The organism is Aliidongia sp. (assembly GCF_035943795.1).
Taxonomy (GTDB): domain Bacteria; phylum Pseudomonadota; class Alphaproteobacteria; order ATCC43930; family CGMCC-115725; genus Aliidongia.
In genome coordinates this window covers 1-22,847 of the sequence record NZ_DASZBY010000103.1, presented here as the reverse complement: position 1 = coordinate 22,847, position 22,847 = coordinate 1, and the positions used below count along the sequence as shown (strand labels likewise).

24 protein-coding genes are annotated in these 22,847 nt (G+C 67.6%); 15 read left to right on the top strand and 9 right to left on the bottom strand.

Annotation, left to right across the window (positions count from 1 at the left end):
* Positions 1 to 7: 7 nt before the first annotated feature.
* The 6 genes from VGV37_RS20175 to VGV37_RS20150 all read left to right on the top strand — a co-directional run bounded on the left by VGV37_RS20175 (position 8) and on the right by VGV37_RS20150 (position 3,943).
* Complete coding sequence (locus tag VGV37_RS20175) at positions 8 to 1,432, top strand: LutB/LldF family L-lactate oxidation iron-sulfur protein (RefSeq protein WP_326881548.1); 1,425 nt, start codon at positions 8 to 10, stop codon at positions 1,430 to 1,432.
* A complete protein-coding gene (locus VGV37_RS20170; RefSeq protein WP_326881547.1) occupies positions 1,429 to 2,127 on the top strand; it encodes a lactate utilization protein in 699 nt (232 codons plus the stop codon). Before VGV37_RS20175 ends, VGV37_RS20170 begins: the two co-directional genes overlap by 4 nt.
* 9 nt (positions 2,128 to 2,136) lie before the next feature.
* A complete protein-coding gene (locus VGV37_RS20165) occupies positions 2,137 to 2,724 on the top strand; it encodes a Smr/MutS family protein (RefSeq protein WP_326881546.1) in 588 nt (195 codons plus the stop codon).
* Positions 2,721 to 3,095, top strand: a complete 375-nt coding sequence (locus tag VGV37_RS20160; RefSeq protein WP_326881545.1) for a helix-turn-helix transcriptional regulator — start codon at positions 2,721 to 2,723, stop codon at positions 3,093 to 3,095. The genes VGV37_RS20165 and VGV37_RS20160 overlap by 4 nt, the downstream gene beginning before the upstream one ends.
* 75 nt (positions 3,096 to 3,170) lie before the next feature.
* Complete coding sequence (locus VGV37_RS20155; protein WP_326881544.1) at positions 3,171 to 3,356, top strand: hypothetical protein; 186 nt, start codon at positions 3,171 to 3,173, stop codon at positions 3,354 to 3,356.
* On the top strand, positions 3,332 to 3,943 hold the full coding sequence (locus tag VGV37_RS20150; protein ID WP_326881543.1) for a GNAT family protein: 612 nt from the start codon (positions 3,332 to 3,334) through the stop codon (positions 3,941 to 3,943). Before VGV37_RS20155 ends, VGV37_RS20150 begins: the two co-directional genes overlap by 25 nt.
* Before the next feature lie 4 nt (positions 3,944 to 3,947).
* On the opposite strand, the gene hslU is transcribed toward VGV37_RS20150, so the two are convergent.
* The 5 genes from hslU to VGV37_RS20125 all read right to left on the bottom strand — a co-directional run bounded on the left by hslU (position 3,948) and on the right by VGV37_RS20125 (position 8,683).
* Positions 3,948 to 5,255, bottom strand: a complete 1,308-nt coding sequence (gene hslU, locus VGV37_RS20145) for an ATP-dependent protease ATPase subunit HslU (RefSeq protein WP_326881542.1) — start codon at positions 5,253 to 5,255, stop codon at positions 3,948 to 3,950.
* Positions 5,252 to 5,803, bottom strand: coding sequence for an ATP-dependent protease subunit HslV (hslV, locus tag VGV37_RS20140; protein WP_326881541.1), 552 nt, complete (start codon positions 5,801 to 5,803; stop codon positions 5,252 to 5,254). Before hslV ends, hslU begins: the two co-directional genes overlap by 4 nt.
* Before the next feature lie 103 nt (positions 5,804 to 5,906).
* The gene (locus VGV37_RS20135) at positions 5,907 to 6,689 is read right to left on the bottom strand and encodes an Imm52 family immunity protein (protein ID WP_326881540.1); all 783 of its coding nucleotides are present in this window, start codon (positions 6,687 to 6,689) and stop codon (positions 5,907 to 5,909) included.
* On the bottom strand, positions 6,686 to 7,471 hold the full coding sequence (locus VGV37_RS20130; protein ID WP_326881539.1) for an Imm52 family immunity protein: 786 nt from the start codon (positions 7,469 to 7,471) through the stop codon (positions 6,686 to 6,688). The genes VGV37_RS20135 and VGV37_RS20130 overlap by 4 nt, the downstream gene beginning before the upstream one ends.
* A gap of 9 nt (positions 7,472 to 7,480) precedes the next feature.
* Positions 7,481 to 8,683, bottom strand: coding sequence for a Tox-REase-5 domain-containing protein (locus tag VGV37_RS20125; RefSeq protein ID WP_326881538.1), 1,203 nt, complete (start codon positions 8,681 to 8,683; stop codon positions 7,481 to 7,483).
* 200 nt (positions 8,684 to 8,883) lie between these two features.
* Between VGV37_RS20125 and hisB the strand changes: the two genes are divergently transcribed.
* The 7 genes from hisB to VGV37_RS20090 are packed head-to-tail and all read left to right on the top strand — an operon-like array spanning position 8,884 to position 12,940.
* On the top strand, positions 8,884 to 9,483 hold the full coding sequence (gene hisB / locus VGV37_RS20120) for an imidazoleglycerol-phosphate dehydratase HisB (protein WP_326881537.1): 600 nt from the start codon (positions 8,884 to 8,886) through the stop codon (positions 9,481 to 9,483).
* A 15-nt stretch (positions 9,484 to 9,498) separates the two neighbouring features.
* The gene (hisH, locus tag VGV37_RS20115) at positions 9,499 to 10,140 is read left to right on the top strand and encodes an imidazole glycerol phosphate synthase subunit HisH (protein ID WP_326881536.1); all 642 of its coding nucleotides are present in this window, start codon (positions 9,499 to 9,501) and stop codon (positions 10,138 to 10,140) included.
* Positions 10,140 to 10,733, top strand: a complete 594-nt coding sequence (locus VGV37_RS20110) for a GNAT family N-acetyltransferase (protein WP_326881535.1) — start codon at positions 10,140 to 10,142, stop codon at positions 10,731 to 10,733. The genes hisH and VGV37_RS20110 overlap by 1 nt, the downstream gene beginning before the upstream one ends.
* Positions 10,730 to 11,461 carry a 1-(5-phosphoribosyl)-5-[(5-phosphoribosylamino)methylideneamino]imidazole-4-carboxamide isomerase gene (hisA, locus tag VGV37_RS20105; RefSeq protein ID WP_326881534.1) on the top strand — a complete coding sequence of 244 codons (732 nt, stop codon included), beginning with the start codon at positions 10,730 to 10,732 and terminating at the stop codon, positions 11,459 to 11,461. The genes VGV37_RS20110 and hisA overlap by 4 nt, the downstream gene beginning before the upstream one ends.
* Positions 11,461 to 12,216 carry an imidazole glycerol phosphate synthase subunit HisF gene (gene hisF / locus VGV37_RS20100; protein ID WP_326881533.1) on the top strand — a complete coding sequence of 252 codons (756 nt, stop codon included), beginning with the start codon at positions 11,461 to 11,463 and terminating at the stop codon, positions 12,214 to 12,216. The genes hisA and hisF overlap by 1 nt, the downstream gene beginning before the upstream one ends.
* Positions 12,213 to 12,533 carry a phosphoribosyl-ATP diphosphatase gene (locus tag VGV37_RS20095; RefSeq protein WP_326881532.1) on the top strand — a complete coding sequence of 107 codons (321 nt, stop codon included), beginning with the start codon at positions 12,213 to 12,215 and terminating at the stop codon, positions 12,531 to 12,533. The genes hisF and VGV37_RS20095 overlap by 4 nt, the downstream gene beginning before the upstream one ends.
* A 41-nt stretch (positions 12,534 to 12,574) precedes the next feature.
* Positions 12,575 to 12,940, top strand: coding sequence for a histidine triad nucleotide-binding protein (locus VGV37_RS20090; protein ID WP_326881531.1), 366 nt, complete (start codon positions 12,575 to 12,577; stop codon positions 12,938 to 12,940).
* Here the strand turns inward: VGV37_RS20090 and VGV37_RS20085 are convergent, their stop codons facing one another.
* From VGV37_RS20085 to VGV37_RS20070, 4 genes are read right to left on the bottom strand one after another with little or no spacing between them, the layout of a single operon-like run.
* Positions 12,941 to 15,418, bottom strand: a complete 2,478-nt coding sequence (locus tag VGV37_RS20085) for an FtsX-like permease family protein (RefSeq protein WP_326881530.1) — start codon at positions 15,416 to 15,418, stop codon at positions 12,941 to 12,943.
* Positions 15,419 to 15,434: 16 nt separating this feature from the next.
* Positions 15,435 to 17,915 (bottom strand): ABC transporter permease, encoded by a 2,481-nt coding sequence (locus tag VGV37_RS20080; RefSeq protein WP_326881529.1) that lies wholly within the window; start codon positions 17,913 to 17,915, stop codon positions 15,435 to 15,437.
* A 19-nt stretch (positions 17,916 to 17,934) separates the two neighbouring features.
* On the bottom strand, positions 17,935 to 18,615 hold the full coding sequence (locus VGV37_RS20075; protein WP_326881528.1) for an ABC transporter ATP-binding protein: 681 nt from the start codon (positions 18,613 to 18,615) through the stop codon (positions 17,935 to 17,937).
* Between the two features lie 32 nt (positions 18,616 to 18,647).
* Entirely contained in the window at positions 18,648 to 19,898 is a 1,251-nt protein-coding gene (locus VGV37_RS20070) for an efflux RND transporter periplasmic adaptor subunit (RefSeq protein WP_326881527.1), read from the bottom strand.
* A 193-nt stretch (positions 19,899 to 20,091) separates the two neighbouring features.
* Between VGV37_RS20070 and VGV37_RS20065 the strand changes: the two genes are divergently transcribed.
* Together VGV37_RS20065 and VGV37_RS20060 are read left to right on the top strand one after the other, a co-directional pair.
* Positions 20,092 to 21,507 (top strand): sigma-54 dependent transcriptional regulator, encoded by a 1,416-nt coding sequence (locus tag VGV37_RS20065; RefSeq protein WP_326881526.1) that lies wholly within the window; start codon positions 20,092 to 20,094, stop codon positions 21,505 to 21,507.
* A complete protein-coding gene (locus tag VGV37_RS20060) occupies positions 21,497 to 22,819 on the top strand; it encodes a sensor histidine kinase (protein WP_326881525.1) in 1,323 nt (440 codons plus the stop codon). Before VGV37_RS20065 ends, VGV37_RS20060 begins: the two co-directional genes overlap by 11 nt.
* Positions 22,820 to 22,847 lie beyond the last annotated feature (28 nt).

Here is a 22,847-nt window from a genome sequence, read left to right as displayed (position 1 = left end):
AAGCCCGATGCAGCCAACCAGCCATGCCTTCAAGGCGAACGTCCGCGAGGCGCTCGACGACGAGACGCTCCAGCGCGCGCTCGGCAACATGAAGAGCGGCTTCCCGGCCAAGCGCCTGGCCGCGATCGACCGGCTGCCCGAGTTCGAGGCGCTGCGCGACCAGGGCCGGGACATCAAGAACCACGTCCTGGAAAACCTGGATTTCTATCTGGAGACGTTCGAGCGCAACGTGACGGGCGCCGGCGGCAAGGTGCATTGGGCACGCACGCCGGAAGAGGCCCGCCAGATCATCCTCGGCATCTGCCGCTCGGTCGATGCCAAGACGGTGACCAAGGGCAAGTCGATGATCTCCGAAGAGATCGCGCTCAACGATTTCCTCGAATCCCAGGGCCTGGTCCCGGTCGAGACCGATCTCGGCGAATACATCATCCAGCTGCGCCACGAAGCGCCCAGCCACATCATCGCGCCTGCCATCCATCTGGTGAAGGAACAGGTCGAGGCGGCGTTCCGCGCGACCCATACCGACCTGCCGGAAGGCCGGTCGCTGAGCGAGCCGCGCGAGTTGACCGACGAAGCCCGTTCGGTGCTGCGCCAGCGCTTCCTCGAGGCCGACGTCGGCATCACGGGCGCCAATTTCCTCATCGCCGAGACCGGCTCGACCGTCATCGTGACGAACGAGGGCAACGGCGATCTGACCCAGACCCTGCCTAAGATCCATGTGGTGCTGGCCAGCCTGGAAAAGGTCGTGCCGACGCTGGAAGACGCGACCAGCATCCTGCGCCTGCTGGCCCGCTCGGCTACGGGGCAGGAGTTCTCGACCTATACGACCTTCTCGACCGGGCCGCGCCGGCCGGACGACCTGGACGGGCCGGGCGAGTTCCACGTCGTCCTGCTCGACAATGGCCGCAGCGCCATGCTGGGCACCGAGTTCCAGGACATGCTGCGCTGCATCCGCTGCTCGGCTTGCCTCAACCATTGCCCGGTCTACCAGTCGGTCGGCGGCCATGCCTACGGCTGGGTCTATCCGGGTCCGATGGGCTCGGTCCTGACGCCCAGCCTGATCGGCGTCGAGGAGGCGGGCAACCTGCCCAACGCCTCGACCTTCTGCGGCAAATGCGAGAGCGTCTGCCCGATGCGCATTCCGCTGCCCAAGATGATGCGCCATTGGCGCGAACGCGAGTTCGAGCAGAACCTGTCGCCAGCGCCGTTCCGTGCCGGCCTGAAGCTGTGGGCGTTCTTCGCCCGGCGGCCGGCGCTCTATCGGTTCGGCGCCAATCTTGCGGCCAGGCTGCTGGGCTGGCTGGGGCGCGATAGCGGGCGCTTCACCAGCCTGCCGTTGGCCGGCGGCTGGACCGGCGGGCGCGACCTGCCGGCTCCGGAAGGCAAGAGCTTCATGGAACAATGGAAAGCCCGCCAGCGGGAGGCCGCATGATGGATGCGCGCAGCCAGATCCTCGACGGCATCCGCAAGTCGCTGAAGCGCGGCCCTCTGGGCGAGTCGGCGGCGACGGTGCCGGCCAACCGGCTGGCACACCACGCGCCGGGCCTGATCCCCGCGCGGACGACCGCGCTCGATGCCGCGGGCCTGCGGGACCTGTTCGTGCAGATGGCCGAGGAAGTGCAGACGACGGTGACCCGCGTTTCCGACGCGGCCGCCGTGCCGGGCGCGGTCGCCGACTATCTGGCGAACCACAACCTGCCGGCCGAGATCACCATGGCGCCCGACCCGGCGCTCGATGCCTATCCCTGGGTCGAGCGGCCTCTGCTGCGCATCCGGCGTGGCCGTGCCGAGGATCTGGACCAGGTGAGCGTGACCGGCGCGTTCGCCGCCATCGCCGAGACCGGCACCTTGATGCTGACCTCGGGTGCCGACCGGCCGACCACGCTTAACCTGATGCCGGACACCCATGTCGTCGTGCTGCGCGCCGACCAGGTCGTGGGTCCCTACGAGACCGCCTGGGCCAGGCTGCGGGGCGAGCAGGTCGGCAACGCCATGCCGCGCACGGTCAATTTCATCACCGGCCCGTCGCGCACCGGCGATATCGAGCAACGCATCCAGCTCGGCGCCCACGGTCCCCGCCGCCTCCACATCGTCCTGGTCGAAGGACCGGACGCCAAGACGGCCTGAGGCGCCCCGGTGGCTGCCCGACGCCCCCGCGCCATGAACGGCGTGGATCGTGCGCTATGGCGCCATGCCATGCGCGACGTCGAGCCCTTGCCGGGCCACGCCCTGCCGCCCGAACCGAAGCCGGTCGCGGTCGAGCCCGTCGCGGAAAAGCCGGCGCCCGCGCCGAAACACGAGCCCGTCCCGCGCCGGCGGCCGCTGCCGACGCCGCTGGAACTGCCCACCCTGACCTATGCCCGCACGCCGGGCCTGGATCGGCGCACGTCGGAACGGCTGAAGCGCGGGCAATTGCCGATCGAGGGGCGGCTCGATCTGCACGGCATGACCCAGGACCAGGCGCGGCACGCGCTCGACCGCTTCATCACCCACGCCCATGACCGCGGCCTGCGCGCCGTGCTGATCATCACCGGCAAGGGATTGAAGCCTCGCGCCCGCGAGGCCGGCCTGTGGGATCCCGAACCCGGGATCCTGAAAACGCAGACGCCGCGCTGGTTGAACGAGGCGCCGAACCGGGCGCGGGTGCTGGCCTTCACCGCGGCCCAGCCACGCGATGGCGGGTCGGGTGCGCTCTATGTGCTGATCCGGCGGCACCGCGAATGACGCCGTTCGGCGCCCGTCTGCGCGCCCTGCGCGAAGAGCGCCATCTGACCCTGACGCGGATGGCGGCCGACCTGGGACTGTCCGCGGCCTATCTCTCGGCGCTGGAACATGGCAAGCGCGCCCGCCCGACCCCCGGCCTGGTGCGGCAGATCTGCGGCTATTTCGGCATCATCTGGGACGATGCGGACGAGCTGCAGGCGCTGGCGAAGCGCTCGCGCCCCAAGGTGACGCTCGATACCGGCGGCATGAGCCCGCTCGCGACCGAATTTGCCAACCTGCTGGCCGATCGGATCGGCGACCTGGATGACCCGACGCTCGCGCGGCTGCTGGATACCGTCAAGGCGACGGCCCCGCGCCGCCGGCGCGCGTGAGCATGGCTAACCGATTGTTAATGGCTGCGCCGTATCGTTTTGCCCGAACGAAAGCTCTTGAGGAGGCACGACGTCATGGGCGATGACCTGCGCCAGGCGGACCTGTCCAACTTGACGATCAACCAGATGACCAAGGAACAGCGGGCGGAGATCCGCCGGCGTTTCGAGGAATTCATCTCCGCCTTCGCGAAGAACGGCCCCAATCAGCAGATCACGGCCGCGCCCAAGGTGCGCAAATGGGTGCCGGGGATGAAGAAATAACCCCGATCCGGATCGAGACCGACCGATTGACCCTGCGCGACGTCGTCGCCGAAGACGTCGATGGCTTCCATGACTACATGGCCGATCCGGCCTATGTCCGCCATTTGCCGCTCGACCCGATGGACCGGGCCGAGGTCCAGGCGCTGGTCGATCGCGTGTTGCTGCGCCAGGCCATGCCGCCGCGCGATCGATTCTTCCTGGCCGCGATCGAACGATCGTCCGGCCGGTTGATCGGCGAGGGGATCTTCAAGATCCTCGATGCAGCGAACGGCCAGGGCGAAATCGGCTGGGCCGTCGCCGGCCCGGACCAGGGACGCGGCATTGCGACCGAGATCGGCCGGGCGCTCATCCGCTTTGGCTTCGTCGATCTGCGGCTGCACCGACTGATCGCCCGCTGCGAGATCGGCAATGACGCGTCCGAACGGGTCATGGCCAGGCTCGGGATGACCCGGGAAGGCGTGCTGCGCGACCACCTGTTCGCCTGCGGCCGCTGGTGGAATTCGGCGCAATGGTCGATCCTGGCGGGGGAAATTCCTCAAGATCGTGGTGGCCGGGTCGAGCCCGGCCACCACGATCTTGAGGTTTGAAGCCCTACAGGATGAACTTCGACAAGTCGGCGTTCTTGGCCAGTTCCGCCACATGGGTCCGCACATAGGCGCGGTCGATCGTCACCACGCTGTCCGGCGGCATGTCGGTCGCCTCGAAGCTGATCTCCTCCAACAGCCGCTCCAGCACCGTATGCAGCCGGCGCGCGCCGATGTTTTCGATCGTGGTGTTGATCTCGACCGCGAGCCGGGCCAGCTCGTCGATCGAGTCCGGCTCGAAGCCGAGCGTGACGCCCTCGGTCGCCAGCAGAGCGACATATTGCTTGATCAGGCTCGCCTCGGTCTCGGTCAGGATGCGGCGGAAATCGTCCTGGCTGAGCGGCTTCAGCTCGACCCGGATCGGCAGGCGGCCCTGCAGCTCCGGCAGCAGGTCCGACGGCTTTGCGACTTGAAAGGCGCCCGACGCGATGAACAGGATATGGTCGGTCTTGACCGGGCCGTGCTTGGTCGCGACCGTCGTGCCCTCGATCAGCGGCAGCAGGTCGCGCTGCACGCCTTCGCGGCTGACGTCGGCGCCGCCCCGCTCCGAGCGGGCGCAGATCTTGTCGATCTCGTCCAGGAACACGATGCCGTTCTGTTCGACCGCCAGGATCGCCTCGCGGGTCACCGCTTCACCGTCCAGCAGCTTGTCGCTTTCCTCGGCGATCAGCACTTTGTGGCTTTCGGCGACGGTCATCTTGCGCGGCTTGGTCCGCGGGGCGCCCATCTTGCCCAGCATCTCGCCCAGGTTGATCATGCCCATCTGGGCCCCGGGCATGCCCGGGATCTCGAAGGTCTGGCCCGAATTGTCGGCGACCTGGACCTCGATCTCCTTGTCGTCGAGCTGGCCCTCGCGCAGCATCTTGCGGAACTTGGAGCGAGTGTCGGCGCCGGCGGTCGGGCCGACCAGCGCATCCAGCACCCGTTCCTCGGCCGCAACGTCGGCCTTGGCCACCACCTCCTTGCGCAGCCGCTCGCGGGTCAGGCCGATCGACGCCTCGACCAGGTCGCGCACGATCTGCTCCACGTCGCGCCCGACATAGCCCACCTCGGTGAACTTGGTCGCCTCGACCTTGATGAACGGCGCCTGGGCCAGCTTGGCCAGGCGGCGCGCGATCTCGGTCTTGCCGACACCGGTCGGGCCGATCATCAGGATGTTCTTGGGCAGAACTTCCTCGCGCAGGTTTTCCGGCAGCTGCTGGCGGCGCCAGCGGTTCCGAAGCGCGATCGCGACTGCGCGCTTGGCATCGTTCTGACCGATGATATAGCGGTCGAGTTCCGAGACGATTTCCCGGGGACTGAAGGCGGCGGTCATATCGACAGGCTTTCGAGAGTGATTTTGGTGTTGGTGTAGACGCAGATCCCGGCGGCGATTGCCATGGACTTGCGCGCGACCGCCTCGGCGTCGATGCCGTCGATGTCGATCAGCGCGCGGGCGGCCGACAGGGCGAACGAACCGCCGGAGCCAATGCCGATCAGGCCGTCCTCGGGCTCCAGCACGTCGCCGGTGCCGCTCAGGATCAGGGACGCCGACTTGTCGGCCACCGCCATCATCGCTTCCAGGCGGCGCAGATAACGGTCGGTGCGCCAGTCCTTGGCCAGCTCGACCGCAGCGCGGGTCAATTGGCCCTGGTACTGCTCGAGCTTCGCCTCCAGCCGCTCGAACAGGGTCATGGCATCGGCCGTAGCACCCGCAAAGCCGGCGATGACCGAACCGTCGCCAAGGCGACGGACCTTGCGGGCATTGGATTTGACGATGGTCTGGCCCATCGAGACCTGGCCGTCGCCGGCCAGCACGACCTTGTCGCCCTTGCGCACGCACAGGATCGTCGTGCCGTGCCAAGTGGCGTCACGTTCAGACATGGAAATTCCACTTCACCTTGGCCGGCCTCCCGTTGAGCGCCGGCACCGAAGGTTTCCCATGTGGGCGAGGCAAGGCGGCAGGTCAAGCGCCTGCCGCCTTGCCTCAGAAGTCCGGCAGGTCCATGGGCTGCCACAGCGGTTCGAGCGCCAGATGGATCGCAAGGGCCGCTTCGAGCTGTGCCGGATCGGCGGCATCGACGGTGTTCGGCGTCGCCAGCATCAGCAACCCGCCGTCCGGGGTCTGTTCGACGATGGCTCCGGGCGGCGGCGCGATCTCGTCGCATTCCGGAGCCGCCACATAGGTTATCCAGCCGCCGTGGCAGCGCAGTTGCTCGATCATGGGCGGATCGCCCGCCCAACTGTCGATAAGCTTCAGCGGCCGGACATTGCCGGTCATGGGCTCCCAGGCATCGATCAGCGCGAGCAGCACCGACTTCAGCACCTCGGCAGTCAGCAGGGCGGCATTGGCGGGCTCGGCCGGCTCGAAGCAGATGCCGACATGGTTCGTCATGTCGTTGCCCCATTCGAGACCGCTTCGATCCGAACCGGCCTGGATGACGAGGCTGGCATGGGCCGCTTCCTGTTCGCCGTTCCAGGCCACGAGATCGAAGCCCTGATCCGCCTCCGGCTCTTCCTCGGTCGGGGGCAGACGGCTCCCCGCAAGACGGCGGGCGAGGCTGGACGGAGCCAGCGGCAGCGGCACCGCGGCCTCGGCCGGCGTCGAACCCACCTCATACCAGCGCCGCACGCGCGCGTCGCAGCGTGAAAGGTTCTCGAACATGCGGGCGACCCGTTGGGCAATCGCATCGGCATCTTCCCGCCGTGCCGGCCAGGCGACATCGAGCAGGATGGGGGCAAGCGTCAGGTTCGGGATCAGGCTCGTCATCGGTCGGTCTCCCGGTTGGAGGTTGCAGCATCGTCTTCCGGCGGCCACGTCGTTGCCTCCAGCACCGCCAGGCTGTCCTGCACAGATCGCCATAGGGCGAGTGCCGCTTCGTCTTCCATGTCGAACGGATGCTCGCCCAGGCTGAGCAACACCCCCCCGCCAGTGACCGGCTCGACCGTCGCGCCGGCCGGCGGTGCGATGAGCCGCGCGAGCGGCGACGCCAGATAGGTGATCCAGCCTACCTCGACACGCGGTCGATCGCGCCCGGTGCGCAGCCCTGCCAGGCCGGGTGGATCGATCCGCCCGACGACTGGTGCCCAGGCGTCGATCAGGGCGAGCAGGGTCGGCTTCAGCAAGGATGTCGCATCGGAGTCGCCCTGGGTCGAGCGAGGCACGAGCAGGTCGAGCCGATTCGGCAGGGCGGCCCGCGGGTCGCCCGGATTGCCGACCGATGCCGACAGTTCGAGCGGCGATCCGAACGCCGTGTTTCGCGCGTTCACCTGGAAGACAGGAGCGGAAAGCGGATGCCCCTTTGCGTCGCGACAACGCGCCGCCTCGAACCGGCGGACCATCGGCCCCAGCTGCGGCGGCAGGGTCGAGAACGGCACGCTTGCCTCGCGTTGGGTAAAGCCGATTTCCCGCCATCGATCGAGGCGGGGGTCGCAGCGGCCGAAATTCCCGATCGCCCGCACCATGCGGGCAGCCGAGGTGGCGGCGTCTTCGGACCGTCCCGGCCAGGCGACGACGATCCGGTCGCTCCCTGGCGACGATGCAAGAGTCATGGTTCCTCGCTAGTCACGGATGGGTGTGATGACGATGATTGCGGGTGTGTAGACGACATCGATATTGTCGAGGCCGATCTCGCTGAAGTGCTTGCGAACCTCGTCGGCCACTTTTTCTTCGGCGAAGTGCCATTCGACTCGTCTTCCGCCTGCGGCATCGGACTGCCGTCGCGCCAGGTTGTCGAAGGTTTTCTGAATTCTGTCCCAGATGAACTTATAGCGCATCAGCCGCTCGTAGCCTGGGCCTTTCGCCTCGAGCATGTGGCCAGTGAACTCGTTGCAGCCATCGTAGATCTGCCCGTTGAGGGCGACGGCCAGCATCGGTGGAAGGTTCGTGATCTGCCATTGATAGGCGAGAGCCCGGGGGCTCGCACTGTGCGGAACGTCCGGGCCCGGGTCGGGACAGACCTGGGGATCATCGGTCGTGCTGATCGACCGTGCCTTTACCTGCGCGACGCTGCCGGCCGGCGCCTCGATCCGGTCGATGTCGACCTGGAAGCCGCGACCCAGATCGATGCCGACGATGTCCCCGGCCGCGTTCCGGTACAACTGATCTCGATCGGCCCGACCGCGATAGAGCTGTGTCCTGCTGCCGTTCGGCAGGGTCTTGTAGAGGGCCAGCTCACCTTCGTCGTAACGATAATCGACGTCGGGGCGATCAGGCAGGGTGCCCTGGAACGTGTTCCACTCGGCCGTCGGATAGACGAGGCCGGCAGCCACGCCGGCCACTCCAGTGGCAGCACGCGCAACGCCCGCGAGGGCTGCCCGGGCAGCGGCGGCGACCGATCCCTCGGCTGCGGTTTCCGCGAGACCCATGCCTTCCGCCATGGTCGAGAGCACGCTGCCGATGGTCCATTCGCCATCGGGCTTCCGTGGCTCCTTCTCATCGAAGCCGCTCTTCGACAAGCTCGCGTCGGGCGGCGCTTGTGCGGCCAGCGGCAACTGCAGGCCCAGCAACTGCGCCCGCATCATATTGCCGCCCTCGAGCGCCTCGGCGATGCGCGAAAGCCGCCGGGCGTCGATCCCCGCCTTTGCCATGTGCGGAATGAACGCGAGCTCGTCGTCGTCGAGGGCTCGATAGGTGCCGTCTGGCAGCCGGCGCACGAGCGTGCAGCCCGGACCGAACGCCACGCCGTCCTCATCGACGACGAGGCCTGCGTGGGCGTGGCTGCGCGAGTGGAGCCTATGGATGTTTTTAAGGAGATCTGTCATTCGGTATCGCTACCTCAGATGGTGGCGGCAACCGTATCGCAAAAATCAGAAAAGAACAAATAAAGAACACACAAATTTTGGACGCTTCTGTCCTCGCGGCGATCGCTGCTGGGCAGACCCGACGGGAGTGGTCTTCCGCAGGAACCGGGAACTTGCTAGAAACCCGGAACGGCAAGGCCTTTTCGAAGGAGTGCGGCCCGGTGCGCGAAGCGACGGTCGAGCGGAATACCAAGGAAACCCGGATCAAGGCGACGGTGCGCCTGGACGGGACCGGCCATTACCAGGTTTCGACCGGGGTCGGCTTTCTCGACCATATGCTGGAACAGCTGTCGCGCCACAGCCTGATCGACCTCGAGCTCACGGTCGAAGGCGACCTGCACATCGATTTCCACCACACGACCGAGGATAGCGGCATCGCGATCGGCCAGGCGGTGAACCAGGCGCTGGGCGACCGGCGCGGCATCCGGCGCTATGCCGACGCGCTGATCCCGATGGACGAAACCTTGACCCGGGTCGCGATCGACCTGTCGAACCGGCCCTACCTGATCTGGAAGGTGGATTTCACCCGCGACAAACTGGGCGACATGGACACCGAACTGTTCAAGGAATGGTTCCAGGCCTTCGCCCAGGCCGCCGGCGTGACGCTCCACGTCGAAAACCTCTACGGCGAGAACAACCACCATATCGTCGAGAGCTGCTTCAAGGCCCTCGCCCGCGCGCTGCGCGGCGCCATCGAGATCGATCCGCGCCAGGCCGAAGCCGTTCCCTCGACCAAGGGTACGCTCGGCGGCACGCTCTAAGTCAGGCACCGTCCCATGCAACGTTGCGTCATCATCGATTACGGCTCGGGCAATCTGCGCTCGGCCGCCAAGGCCTTCGAACGCGCCGCCATCGAGGCCGGCCTGGACATGGCAATCGAGGTCGCGAACCAGGCCGCGGCCCTGAAGCATGCCGATCGGATCGTGCTGCCCGGCGTCGGCGCCTTCGCCGACTGCCGGCGCGGGCTCGACGGGGTCGACGGCCTGGTCGAGGCGCTGCAGCAGCGGGTGATCCGCGATGCGGTGCCGTTCATAGGCATCTGCGTCGGCATGCAGCTGATGGCCGAGCGGGGCCTCGAGTTCGAGACCAGCACGGGCCTCGGCTGGCTCAAGGGCGACGTGGTGACGATCCCGCCGGCGCCGGGGCTGAAGATCCCGCACATGGGCTGGAACGACATCGAGGTCCGCATGGCGCATCCGGTGCTGAACGGCGTCGCGACCGGCGACCATATCTATTTCGTCCATAGCTTCAAGTTCGCGGCTTCCGATCCGGCGGAAATCCTGGCCACGGTCGAGTACAACGGTCCGGTTGCCGCCGTCGTCGGGCGCGACAACATGGTCGGGACCCAGTTTCACCCGGAAAAGAGCCAGGCGGTAGGGTTGAAATTGATCGGCAATTTCCTGCAGTGGCGGCCGTAATGGGCGTCGCCAAGGCCCACACGCCGACGATCTCGGTCGAGCGCCTGACCCGTTTCGAGCGGACCGACCTCAGCGATCTCAGCGACGCCGCGGATTCGGCGATCGAGGCCGGCGGCGGGTTCGGCTGGGTCAAGCCGCCGCCGCGCCATGTCTTCGAATCCTATTGGAAGGGTGTGCTGCTGGTCCCGGAGCGGCATTTGTTCGTCGGTCGGCTCGACGGCACGATCGCGGCCTCCGCCCAGCTGGTCCGTCCGACACGCAACAACGAGGCCCAGGCCTTCTCGGCCCAGCTCATGCACCATTTCGTCGCCCCCTGGGCCCGCGGCCATGGCCTGGCCAAGCTCGTCACTCTCGCGGTCGAACAGGCGGCGCGCGACAATGCGGTCGGCATGATCAATCTCGACATCCGCGAGACCCAGATCGCCGCAATCCAGCTCTACGAAGGATTGGGCTACACGCGCTGGGGCATCCATCCCCACTATGCCAAGGTGGAAGGGCGTATGATCCGCGGCTTCTACTATCACAAGTTCCTGGACCCCGCGGCCGAAGCCGACAACGAAGCCGCGCTCACGAACCCTGGAGACGCGCCGTGATCCTCTACCCGGCGATCGATTTGAAGGATGGCCGTTGCGTGCGGCTGTTGCGCGGCGACATGGCGGCCGCGACGGTGTTCGCGGCGGCACCGGCCGACCAGGCACGGCAATTCGCCGATGCCGGGTTCGAATGGCTGCACTTGGTCGATCTCAACGGCGCCTTCGCCGGCCGTCCGGTCAATGGCGACGCGGTCGAGGCGATCCTGGCCGCGGTGGCGTTGCCCGTCCAGCTCGGCGGCGGCATCCGCGACCTGTCCACCATCGAGTTCTGGCTCGATCGCGGCGTGAAGCGGGTCATTCTCGGCACCGTGGCGCTGACCGATCCGGAACTGGTGCGCGAGGCGTGCAAGCGACACCCCGACCGGATCGTGGTCGGCATCGACGCACGCGACGGCATGGTCGCGGTCGAAGGCTGGGCCCGGACCTCGGAAGTGCGCGCGCTCGATCTGGCGCTGCGCTTCGAGGATGCCGGTGTGGCGGCGATCGTCTACACCGACATCGATCGCGACGGAGCGCTCGGCGGCGTCAATATCGAGGCGACGGCCGATCTTGCCTTCGCGCTGACCACGCCTGTCATCGCATCGGGCGGCGTCGCCTCGCTCGCCGATCTGAAGAGCCTGAAGGAAGTCGAGAAGACCGGGGTCGAGGGCGTCATCTGCGGCCGGGCGCTCTATGACGGCCGGCTCGACCCATCCGCGGCGCTTCGGTTGCTGACGGAGCCGGTCTGATGCTCAAGATGCGGGTCATCCCCTGCCTCGACGTCAAGGACGGGCGCGTGGTCAAGGGCGTCAATTTCGTGGGCCTGCGCGATGCCGGCGATCCGGTCGAGCAGGCGCGGATCTACGATGCGGCCGGTGCCGACGAGCTGTGTTTCCTCGACATTGCGGCCAGCGCCGAGGAGCGCGACACGCTCTATGACGTGGTGCGCAGGACCGCCGAGCAATGCTTCATGCCGTTGACCGTCGGCGGCGGCGTGCGCAAGGTCGAGGATATCCGCAAGTTATTGTTGGCGGGCGCCGACAAGGTGTCGATCAACACGGCCGCGGTCGCCCGGCCCGAGTTCGTGCGCGAGGCGGCGGAGAAGTTCGGTTCCCAATGCATCGTCGTCGCGGTCGACGCCAAGGCGACCGGTCCCGGCCGATGGGGCATCTTCACCCACGGCGGCCGGCGCGAGACGGGGCTCGACGCCATTGACTGGGCGCGGCGCATGGCCGATTACGGCGCCGGCGAGATCCTGCTGACCTCGATGGACCGGGACGGTACGAAATCCGGCTTCGACCTGGATCTCACCCGCGCGGTCGCCGATGCCATCACCGTGCCGGTCATCGCCTCCGGCGGCGTCGGCTCGCTCGACGATCTGGTCGACGGCATCCGCGAGGGTCATGCGACGGCGGTGCTTGCCGCCTCGATCTTCCATTTCGGCACCCACACCATCGCCGAAGCCAAGGCGCGGTTGGCCGAGGCCGGAATTCCGGTGCGATGAGCAGCCCGCTCGACCGGCTGTTCGCCAAGATCGAGGCGTCACGCGGGGGCGATCCGACGGTGTCCTACACCGCCAAGCTGTTTCAGCGCGGCCGGCCCAAGATCGCCCAGAAGCTGGGCGAAGAAGCGGTCGAGGCGGTGATCGAACTGATGCGCGGCGACAAGCCGGCACTGATCGGCGAGAGCGCCGACCTGCTCTACCACCTGATGGTGTGTTGGGCCGAGGCCGGCATCACGCCGAACGAGGTCTGGGCCGAACTGGCGCGGCGCGACGGGATCAGCGGCATCGCCGAGAAGGCATCGCGCAAGCCGGCCTGAGCCCGCCAGCGGATCGATCTGAAGAGCGAGAGGATGCAGCCTTGTCCTATGATCCGACGAACATCTTCGCCCGCATCCTGCGCGGCGAGATCCCCTGCAAGAAGGTGTTCGAGGACGATCACGTCCTGGCCTTCCACGACATCAACCCGCAGACGCCGACCCATATCCTGGTGATCCCGAAGGGCGCCTACGTCTCGTTCGACGATTTCTCGACCAAGGCCTCGGCCGAGGAGATCGCCGCTTTCGTGCGCGCCACGGGGCAGATCGCACGCGAGGCCGGCCTCGCGGCGCCGGGTTACCGGGTCCTGTCGAACATCGGCCGGGATGGGCACCAGGAGGTGCCGCATCTCCATTTCCACATCTTCGGCGGTCGGCCGCTGGGCCGCATGGTACCGAACGGCGACTGATTACTCGTAGCGCAAGGCCAGGACCGGCCGGCTGCGGGCGACTTGCAGGGCGTGATAGAGCGTCGTGGCGCTGGCGATGACCAGGGCCACGACGCCCGCGCCCAGGAAGACCAGCGGGTCAAGGTCGATGCGGTAGGCGAAGCCGTCGAGCCAGCGGCTCATGGCGACATAGGCGACCGGCCAGGCGATTGCGTTGGCCAGCAGCACGGGTTTGGCGAACTCCCACAGCAGCAGTTTCAGGATATCGCCGGTCGAGGCGCCCATGGCTTTGCGGATGCCGATCTCCTTGGTGCGCCGCTCCGCCGTGAAGGCGGCGAGGCCGAACAAGCCCAGGCAGGCGATCAGGACGGCGACGAGCGCGAAGCCGGTGAACACCTGGCCCTGGCGCGTGACGTCGCGGTAGAGCCGCTCGACCCGGGCGTCGATGAATTGCCGCTGGATCGGCCGGCTCGGCACCATTTCCTGCCAGATGCGGTCGATCGCGGCGAGTGCTGCCGGCACGTTCTCGCCGGTCAGCTTGACGTTGAGATAGCTCGACCAGTCCGGCGCGACCAGATAGACGGTCGGCAGGATGCGCGTGCGGATCGAGTTCAGCGGGAAATCCGGGACGACGCCGACGATGCGGCGCGGCTGGGATGCGTCGCTGTCGTCCATGTCGGACTTGATCTCGTGGCCCAGCGCCGCCTGGGGCGAGGCGAACCCGAAGGCGCGGACCGCCGACTCATTCAGGATCGCCGAGCCCTCCTCTTTCGGCACGACCGGCACCTTGTCGATGCCGTAGTCGCGGCCGAACAGGCGGCCGGCGACCGGCTGGATCCCGTAGGATTCGAAGAAGCCGAAATCGAGCATGACCCGTCCGATCAGCAGCGGCTTGCCGTTCGGCTGGTCGAGCGGCGTCCAATCGGTCGTGGTGCTACCGCGGGCATCGGGAATGACCCAGGATCCGCCGACGACCTTCACCCCGGGCACGGCCTCGATCCGCCGGGCCATCAGGTCTACCGTCGCGGGGTCGTAGATCTTGCGGCCATAGGTGCCGCGCGTGCTGGGAACGCCGCCCAGTTCGACGGCGACGATCAGATCCTTGTCGAAATGCAGGGAGCCGGAGGTCGCGAATTCAGTCTGGTGCCGGATGACGGCGGTCGCGATCAGCAGGGTGATCGAGATGGCATATTGCAGCACGACCAGCACCTGGCGCAGCGTGCCTGCGCCCTGGGCGGAGGCGGCACCCTTCAGCACCACGGCTGGCCGGAAGCTCGACAGCACCAGCGCCGGATAGATGCCGGCGGCAAGCCCGATCAGCACCGCCGACCCCACGAGGATCGCCAGAAGGGCGGGTTCGCGCCAATAGGCGAAGCCGATCGTCCGGTCGAGGAAGCCGTTGAAGCTGGGCAGCACGAGCTCGACCAGCGCCACGGCCAGGATCAATGCCACCAGGCCATAGGCCACGGACTCGCCCATGAATTGCGCGATCAGCTGCCGCTGGGTCGCACCCGCCGCCTTGCGCACACCGACCTCGACCGCGCGCCGCGTCGCGCGTGCCGTGACCAGGTTGACGAAGTTGATGCCGGCGACCAGCAGCACCAGCACGCCGGTCGCCGTGATCGCGTAGATCGTCGGCAGGTCGCTGTTGGTGGAATAGTCGCCATATTCCTTGCCATGCAGATGGATGGCGTCGATCGGCACCAGGATAGCCGAGCGGATGGCGTCTTCCGGATCGGTCGTCGGCAGCATTCGTGCCATGAAGTCTGGCAGTCGCGCATCGACGGCCGCGGCCGAGGCGCCGGGCTTCAGGCGGACATAGGTCGCGACGTCGTTGTTGAAGCTGCCGGGTCCGGGCGGCGGCCGATGGTCGGCGAGATAGAGCTCGCTGAACGGCGCCAGGCCGGATAGCAGGAATTGCAAGCCGTAGAGATGCGTGTTCGACGGCAGATCGTCCATCACGCCGGTGACGCGGACGGTCTCCTTCTGGTCGATCTCCAACGCCTTGCCGACGCACTCCACGGTGCCGAAATATTTGAGCGCCATCGCCCGGGTCAGCACCAGCGCGTCCGGCCGGGCGAGCGCCGTCGCCGGATCGCCGCGCAGCAGCCTGTAGCCGAGCACCGAGAAGAAATTCGGGTCGACGCTCATGATGTCTTCGTTGGCCGCGAAGGCGTCATGGCGCAGGCCGACCGACATCCTCATCAATCGCACGGTGCCGGCGACCTCCGGAAATTCGTCGCGCAGGGGTGCCGCGATTTCGTGCGGCGTGCGCGGGTAGGTCTCCGGCTGCCGATTGACGCCCGAGCCGATCGAATGCAGGCGATAGGTCTGCTGATAGTCCGGCAGGAAGCGTTCGAACGTCACCTCGTCGCGGATATAGAGGCCGATCAGGATCGCCGTGGCGAGCCCCAGCGCCAGCCCGAACAGGTTGATCGCGGCATGCAGCCGGTTGCGCAGCAGGTTGCCGAGGGCCGAGGATAGGTAGTTGCTGAACATGGGCGGCGCTTTCCGTCTATTCGTAGCGCAAGGCCAGGACCGGCCGGCTGCGGGCGACTTGCAGGGCATGGTAGAGCGTCGTGCCGCTGGCGATCGCGAGCGCGATCAGGCCGGCGCCGACGAAGACCAGGGGGTCGAGGCTGATGCGATAGGCGAAGCCGTCGAGCCAGTGGTTCATGACGCCATAGGCCAGCGGCCAGGCGATGGCGTTGGCCAGCAGCACGGGTTTCGCGAATTCCCAGACCAGCAGCTTCAGGATGTCGGTGGTCGACGCCCCCATGGCCTTGCGGATACCGATCTCCTTGGTCCGCCGCTCGGCCGTGAAGGCGGCGAGGCCGAACAGGCCCAGGCAGGCGATCAGGACGGCGACCAGCGCGAAGCCGGCGAACACCTGGCCCTGGCGCGTGACGTCGCGGTACAGATGCTCGATCCGGTCGTCGATGAATTGCCGCTCGATCGGCCGGGTCGGCACCATCTCGCGCCAGATCCGGTCGATCGCGGCCAGCGCTTCCGGCACATGATCGCCGGTCAGCTTGACGTTCAGGTAGGTCGACCATTCGGGTTCGATCAGGAACACGTTCGGCGGAATCTTGGTGCGGATCGTGCCCAACGGGAAATCGGGCACGACGCCGACGATCCGGCGGGCCTGGATCCGGTCGTTGCCTTCCAGATCCATGTCCAGTTCGTGGCCGATCGCGGCCTCGGGCGAGGCGAAGCCGAAGGTGCGGACGGCGGACATGTTGATGATCGCCGTGCCCTCGATCTTGGGATCCTCGGGCGTCGCATCGTCGCCATGCTCGCGGCCGAAGTCGCGGCCGGCGATCGGCCTGATGCCGTAGAGCCCGAAGAAGCCGAAGCCCTGCATCACGCGCCCGGCCATGATCGGTTTGGCCGTGGGGTGATCGACGACGTGCCAGGTCGTGGCCGAACTGGACCGGGCATCCGGCACGACCCAGGAATCCGCCGCCGCCTTCACGCCCGGCACGGCTTCGAGCCGCTCGCGCATCCGATCGACGGTCGCGCCGTCGAACTGGTAATGGCTGCCGTCGGCGCTGACCGCGCCCGGAATGCCGCCCAGCGAAATGGCGACGATCAGGTCCTTGTCGAACCGCAGGCTGTCCTCGGTCGCGAAGCTGGTCTGGCGATAGATCACGAAGGTGGCGATCAGCAGGGTGATCGAGATGGCGTACTGCAGCACGACCAGCACTTGGCGCAGCATGCCCGAGCCCTGGGCGGCGATGGCGCCCTTCAGCACCGCCGCCGGGCGGAAGCTCGACAGCACCAGCGCCGGGTAGAATCCCGCGAGCAGCCCGATGCCGAGCGCGAGCGCCGGCAGGCCCAGCAGCAGAATCGGATCGCGCCAATAGGCGAACACGATGGTGCGGTCGAGGAAGCTGTTGAAACTGGGCAGGATCAACTCGACCAGGGCCACGCCCAGCAACAGCGCCGCGAGCGCATAGGCGACCGACTCACCCATGAACTGGCCGATCAACTGGCGCCGCGTGGCACCTGCCGCCTTGCGCACGCCGACCTCGAGGGCGCGCCGCGTGGCCCGCGCCGTCACCAGGTTGACGAAATTGATGCCGGCCACGATCAGCACCAGGATACCGGTCGCCGAGATGGCGTAGACCGTCGCGAGGTCGCTGGCCGCCGTATAGTCGCCCAGCTCCCGTCCATGCAGATGGATGGACGCGATCGGTGCCAGGAAACCGCTGCGCGGCCGGTCGTCGGGCCGCGGGGCCGGATATTGCCGGGCGACGAAGGCCGACAGCCGGTCGGCGATGGCGCTAGGGGAGGTACCGGGCCGCAGGCGCACATAGGTGTCGGTGTCGGTATCATATTCGCCGACCGGGATCGGCGGCAGCCGGTCCGCCTTTGCGAGCGTGCTGATCGGCGCCAGCGAGGAAAGCAGAAACTTAGTGCCGTAAAGATGGCTGTTGGACGGCACGTCCTCGAACACGGCGCCGACCCGCACGGTCTCCTTGCGGTCCAGCTCCAGCGTCTGACCCAGGCAATCCTCGGTGCCGAAATACTTGAGCGCCATGGCCCGCGACAGTGCGATCGAGTCCGGGGTGGCCAGCGCCGTTGCCTGGTCGCCCTCGATCAGCGGGTAACCCAGGGTCTGGAAGAAATTGGGGTCGACGGCCTGCATCGCCTCCGACGCCTCGACCTGGCCGTGCCGGACACCGTATTTGGCGGCCATGATGCGCGTCACTTGGGCGAATTCCGGGAAGCTCTCGCGCAAGGTCGCGGCCAGACCGTGCGGCGTGCTCGGAAAGATCCAGGGCTTGCCGTCGGTATCGGTATCGACCGATTGCACCCGATAGACGTCGCCATAGTCCGGCAGGAACCGCTCGAACGTCACCTCGTCGCGGATATAGAGGCCGATCAGAATCGCCGTCGCCAGGCCCAGCGCCAACCCGAACAGATTGATCGCGGCATGCAGCCGGTTGCGCAGCAGGTTGCCGAGGGCCGCCGACAGGTAGTTGCCGAGCATGGGGCGATCCTTCCGGGCGTCAGGCGGCGAGCAGAGTGGCGGCCACGATCTGGCCGTCGAGCATGTGGACCTGGCGCTGGGCATAGGCCGCGTGCGACGGCGAATGGGTGACCATGATGACCGTGGTGCCGGCGGCGGCCACCTCGGTCAGCAGGCCCATCACCTGGTCGCCGTTCGCCGTGTCGAGGTTGCCGGTCGGCTCGTCGGCCAGGATCAGCTTCGGCTGGCCGACCAGGGCGCGGGCGACGGCGACGCGCTGCTGCTGGCCGCCGGACAATTGCTTCGGCCGATGGCTGGCGCGGTGGGCGACGTTGACCCGCTCCAGCGATTCTGCGACCCGCCGCTTGCGCTCGGCCGGTGCCACGCCCTGGTAGAGCAGCGCCAGCTCGACATTTTCCGCCACGGTCAGGTCGTCGATCAGGTTGAAGCTCTGGAACACGAAGCCGATGGTCTGGCGCCGCAGCAGGGTCAGCTTGCGCTCGGGCCAGCGCGAGACCTCCTGGTCCAGGAACCAGAATTCGCCGCCGCTCGGGCTGTCGAGCAGGCCCAGGATGTTGAGCAGGGTCGACTTGCCGCAGCCGGACGGACCCATGATGGCGAGGAATTCGCCCCGGCCGATCTCCAGCGAGATCTCGCGGAGCGCCGTGGTTTCGATCTCGTCGGCGAGATAGGTCTTCGACAATTGGGCGAGTTTCAGCATGGGCCGGTATTCCTTTGTCGGAAAGGGCGTCGTCATTGGATGTGGATCTGGTCGATCCGGTCCAGGTCGGCATAGTCGGACAGGATGACTTTCTCGCCGGGCTTCAACCCGTCCAGCAGTTCGATCTGGGTGCCGTTGCGGCGACCGGTCTTGATCGGGCGGCGCGATGCGGTGGTGCCGTCGGCGTCGAGCACGAAGGCCCAACCGCCGCCGGTCGTCTCCATGAACGGCCCGATCGGCAGGATCAGCGCCGGCTGGTCGTCGCCCAGCTGCAGGCTGCCTTGCAGCGCCTCGCCCGGCCGCAGGTCGCCAGGGCCCGCGGAACCGGCGAAATTCAGCCAGACCTCGAACCGGCCGTTCTTCACTTGCGGGAACACCTTGGCAATGACCAGCGGCATCTTGCGGCCATTGCGGGTGAGCGACACGGATTGGCCGGTGCGGACCCGCGAGAGATAGAACTCGTCGACCTGGACCACGACCTTGAAGCCGGTCTGCCGGTCGATCTGGCCCAGCCGCTGGCCGCGGTCCTTCTGCTCGCCCAGCCTGACGTCCAGCGCGGTCAACTGGCCCGTGACCGGCGCCCGCACGACGAGGCTGTCGAGCAATTTCTTCGCGATCGACAGGTTGTCGACCAGGTGGGCCGCGATCTCGTTCGCCTGGCCGGACACGTCGGCATAGAGCGTCGCGTCGCGCTTCTGGCCGTCGATCGCGATCTCCTTCAGCCGCTTCTGGTATTCCAGCTGGTCGGTCAGGTTGTCGAGCGTCTCCTGAGCGGTGAAGCCGTGGGCAGTCAGCGGCGACTGGCGGCGGATCTGCCGCGACAGGTTGACGATATTGTATTCCGCGCCGGCGACCGAGTTGGCGTCGTTGGTCTTGGCCTGTTCGAACTCGAGTTGCACGTTCCGCTGGTTGTTGATCTGCTCGATGATCTGCGTCTCGCGGGCGATGGTTTCGAGCTGCAGGTTCGTATTGCTGAGCCGCACGAGCGGCTGGCCTTCCGTCACGGTCTGGCCGGCCTCGACCAGGATCTCTTCGACCCGGCCCGCTTCGGTCGTGTCCAGCACGACCGATTCCAGCGCCTGGACCTCGCCGCGCACCGGGATCGAATCGTGGAACACGTCCTGGGTCACGGTGCCGATCGTCAGTTTCTGCCGATCGAGCCGCAGGCTGCGCGTGCCCTGGTTCACCATCGCGAAGCCGACGCCCGCGGCCAGCAGCAGAATGGCGGCGACGCCCAGCAGGCGGTTGCGCGTCCAGCGCCGGCGCGGACGCTTGCGGTCCATGCCCGGAACGGTGCCCGGGGCCGTCGGGCCCGGGGCGACACGCAGGGGGGAGAGAGGGGTCTCGGCATGTTTCATGCGATGGGGAGCAGCAAGGCCCACGCCAGAACGCAGAATATAGCGATATCAATATGTTGAGTATAAGACAGCATCCCGGACTTGTACGAAACCGGACAGAAGGTGTACGAAATCGGACATGCCGGACAATCCCAATAGCCTCGCCGATGCGCGGATCCTGGTCGTCGACGACGATCCGGACATTCTCACCGCCGCCCGCCTGCTGCTGCGCCGCAGCGTCGGCACCATCGACATCGCCCGCGCTGCCGAAGGGCTGGCGGAGCGTCTTTCGAGCGAGCGGTGGGACGTGGTCCTGCTCGACATGAACCTGACCCAGGGACGCACCGACGGGGCCGACGGCTTCGCCTGGCTCGAACGGTTGAAGGCCGCCGATCCCGCCGTCTCGGTCGTGCTGATGACCGCGTTCGGCGCCGTCGCCGTCGCGGTCGAGGCGATGAAGCGCGGCGCCAGCGACTTCGTGCTGAAGCCCTGGTCCAACGAGCGGCTGGTCGCGACGGTGATGGCCGGCGTCAGCCTCGCCCGCTCGCGGCGCGAGGCCGATGATCTTCGCTTACGCCATCAGGCCCTGTCGGCTTCACCGGCGATCGACGGCGCCACTATCGTCGGTGGTGCCACCTCGATGCGCCGGGTGTTCGAGGTGATCGGCCGGGCGGCGCCGACCAACGCCAACGTGCTGGTGCTGGGCGAAAGCGGCACCGGCAAGGAACTCGTGGCGCGCGAGATCCACCGCCTGTCGTCGCGCGCCAACGGCCCGTTCGTGTCGATCGACCTGGGCGCGGTCTCGGAAAACCTGTTCGAAAGCGAGCTGTTCGGCCATCGCAAGGGCGCGTTCACCGACGCACGCGACGACCGGCCGGGCCGCATCGTCGCGGCCAGCGGCGGCACCCTGTTCCTCGACGAAATCGGCAACCTGCCGCTCTACCTGCAGCGCAAGCTGCTGACCGTGCTGGAGCGGCAGGAGGTCGTGCCGGTCGGCGGCGACAGGCCGGTGTCGGTCGATATCCGCGTCGTGTCGGCGACCAACGTGCCGACGGCCGAGCTGCAGCGCGAGCAGGTGTTCCGCCAGGATCTGCTCTACCGGGTCAATACGGTCGAGCTGACCCTGCCGCCGCTGCGCGACCGGCGCGAGGATACGGCGGCGCTGGCCGAACATTTCATCGCGATCTATGCGCGCAAATACAATGTCGCCCGCCGGCGGCTGTCGGGCGAGGCGCTGGCCCTGCTCGAATCCTATCGCTGGCCCGGCAATGTGCGCGAGTTGAAGCATGCGATCGAGCGGGCGACCATTCTCGCCACCGGCGACCGGTTCGAGCCCCTGGATTTCCCGGCGGTGGTGGCACCCGTGAGTGCCGGCCCGCCGAGCGGCGCCCCCGCCGAGCAACCGGGCCCCGATCTCTACGATCTCGACGCGCTGGAGCGGCGGACCATTGCGCGCGCGCTCGCCGACCATACCGGCAACATCAGCCGGGCCGCCTCGGCGCTCGGCCTGACGCGGGCGGCGCTCTATCGCCGGATGGAAAAGCATGGGCTTTAGCCGTTACTCGCTGGGCCTCGGCCTGCGGGTTGCCCTCGTGGTCGCTCTCGCGGCGCTGCTGGGCCTGCTGCTGGCCGAAACAGCGTTCTATGCGACCGGCGTGATCGTGGCGACCCTGCTGGTCTGCGCCGTGGTCGAACTGGCGCACCACGCCGACGCGGTCGGCCGCGACCTGACCCGGGTGATCGAGGCGATCGCGGCCGGGGAGCTCATGCCGGTGCTGCCGCGCCGGTTGGGGCCGCTCGGGATCAAGCTGGGCCGCGCGGTCGAGAAGCTGGGCGCGCGCAATGCCGTCCGCGAGACGGCGATGGCACGGCTCAATGCGGAGGTCGAGCATGCGCCGGTGCCGCTACTGGCGCTGGCCGAGGACGGGCGCATCACCCTGTTGAACCGGGCGGCCCGGCGCTTTTTCGACGGCGTCGCGCTCGACCGGATCGACCAGGCCGAAACGCTGTCCCATGATTTCGCCGCGGCGCTCGCAGCCCCGCCGGGCCGGCGCATGGTCCACGTGCCGTTGCCGGGCGGTGTCGCCCGTCTGCTGGTCGCGACCTCCCAGACCGTGGCAGGTGGCCGGGCCCAGGCGATCGCGTCGCTGCTCAGCATCGAGGGTGAGTTGGCCCAGAGCGAGCTGCGCGCTTGGTCCGATCTGGTCCGCGTGCTGGCCCATGAAATGATGAATTCGCTGACGCCCGTCGCCTCGCTCGCCGGCATGGCCGAGGGGCTGGTGGTCGAGATCCGGGAGACCGCGCCCGATGCGGCGAACCCGGCGCTCGACGAGCTGGCCGAGGCGATGGCGGCGATCGCGCGGCGCAGCGCCGGCCTGATGCGTTTCGTCGACGGCTATCGCCGTTTTGCCGAGCCGCCCCAGCCGGTGCGCCGCTCGGTCGGGTTGGCCGAGGCGTTCGGCCGCGTGCGCGCGCTGATGCAGGCGGCGCCGGCCGGTGCCGGTGTCGAATTCGTGCTCGCGGTCGAGCCGCCAAGCCTCGCGGTCGAAGTCGATCCCGATCTGCTGGAACAGGCGCTGATCAACCTGGTCAAGAACGCGTTCGAGGCCGTGGCGGGACGGGATGCGCCGCGTGTCGCCCTTGCGGCCGTCCTCGACACGCGCGGCCGGGTCGCGATCACGGTCGAGGACAATGGTCCGGGCTTGCCGCCATCCGAGGCGGAGCGGATCTTCGTGCCGTTCTTCACGACCAAGCCGTCCGGGTCGGGCATCGGCCTGTCGATCGTGCGCCAGATCATGGTCGCTCACGGCGGCTCGGTCGAACCGGTGCCCTGTGGCGCCGGCGCCACATTCCGCCTGACATTCTAGCCGCCGAACAACGTTCGCCGCATTCGAC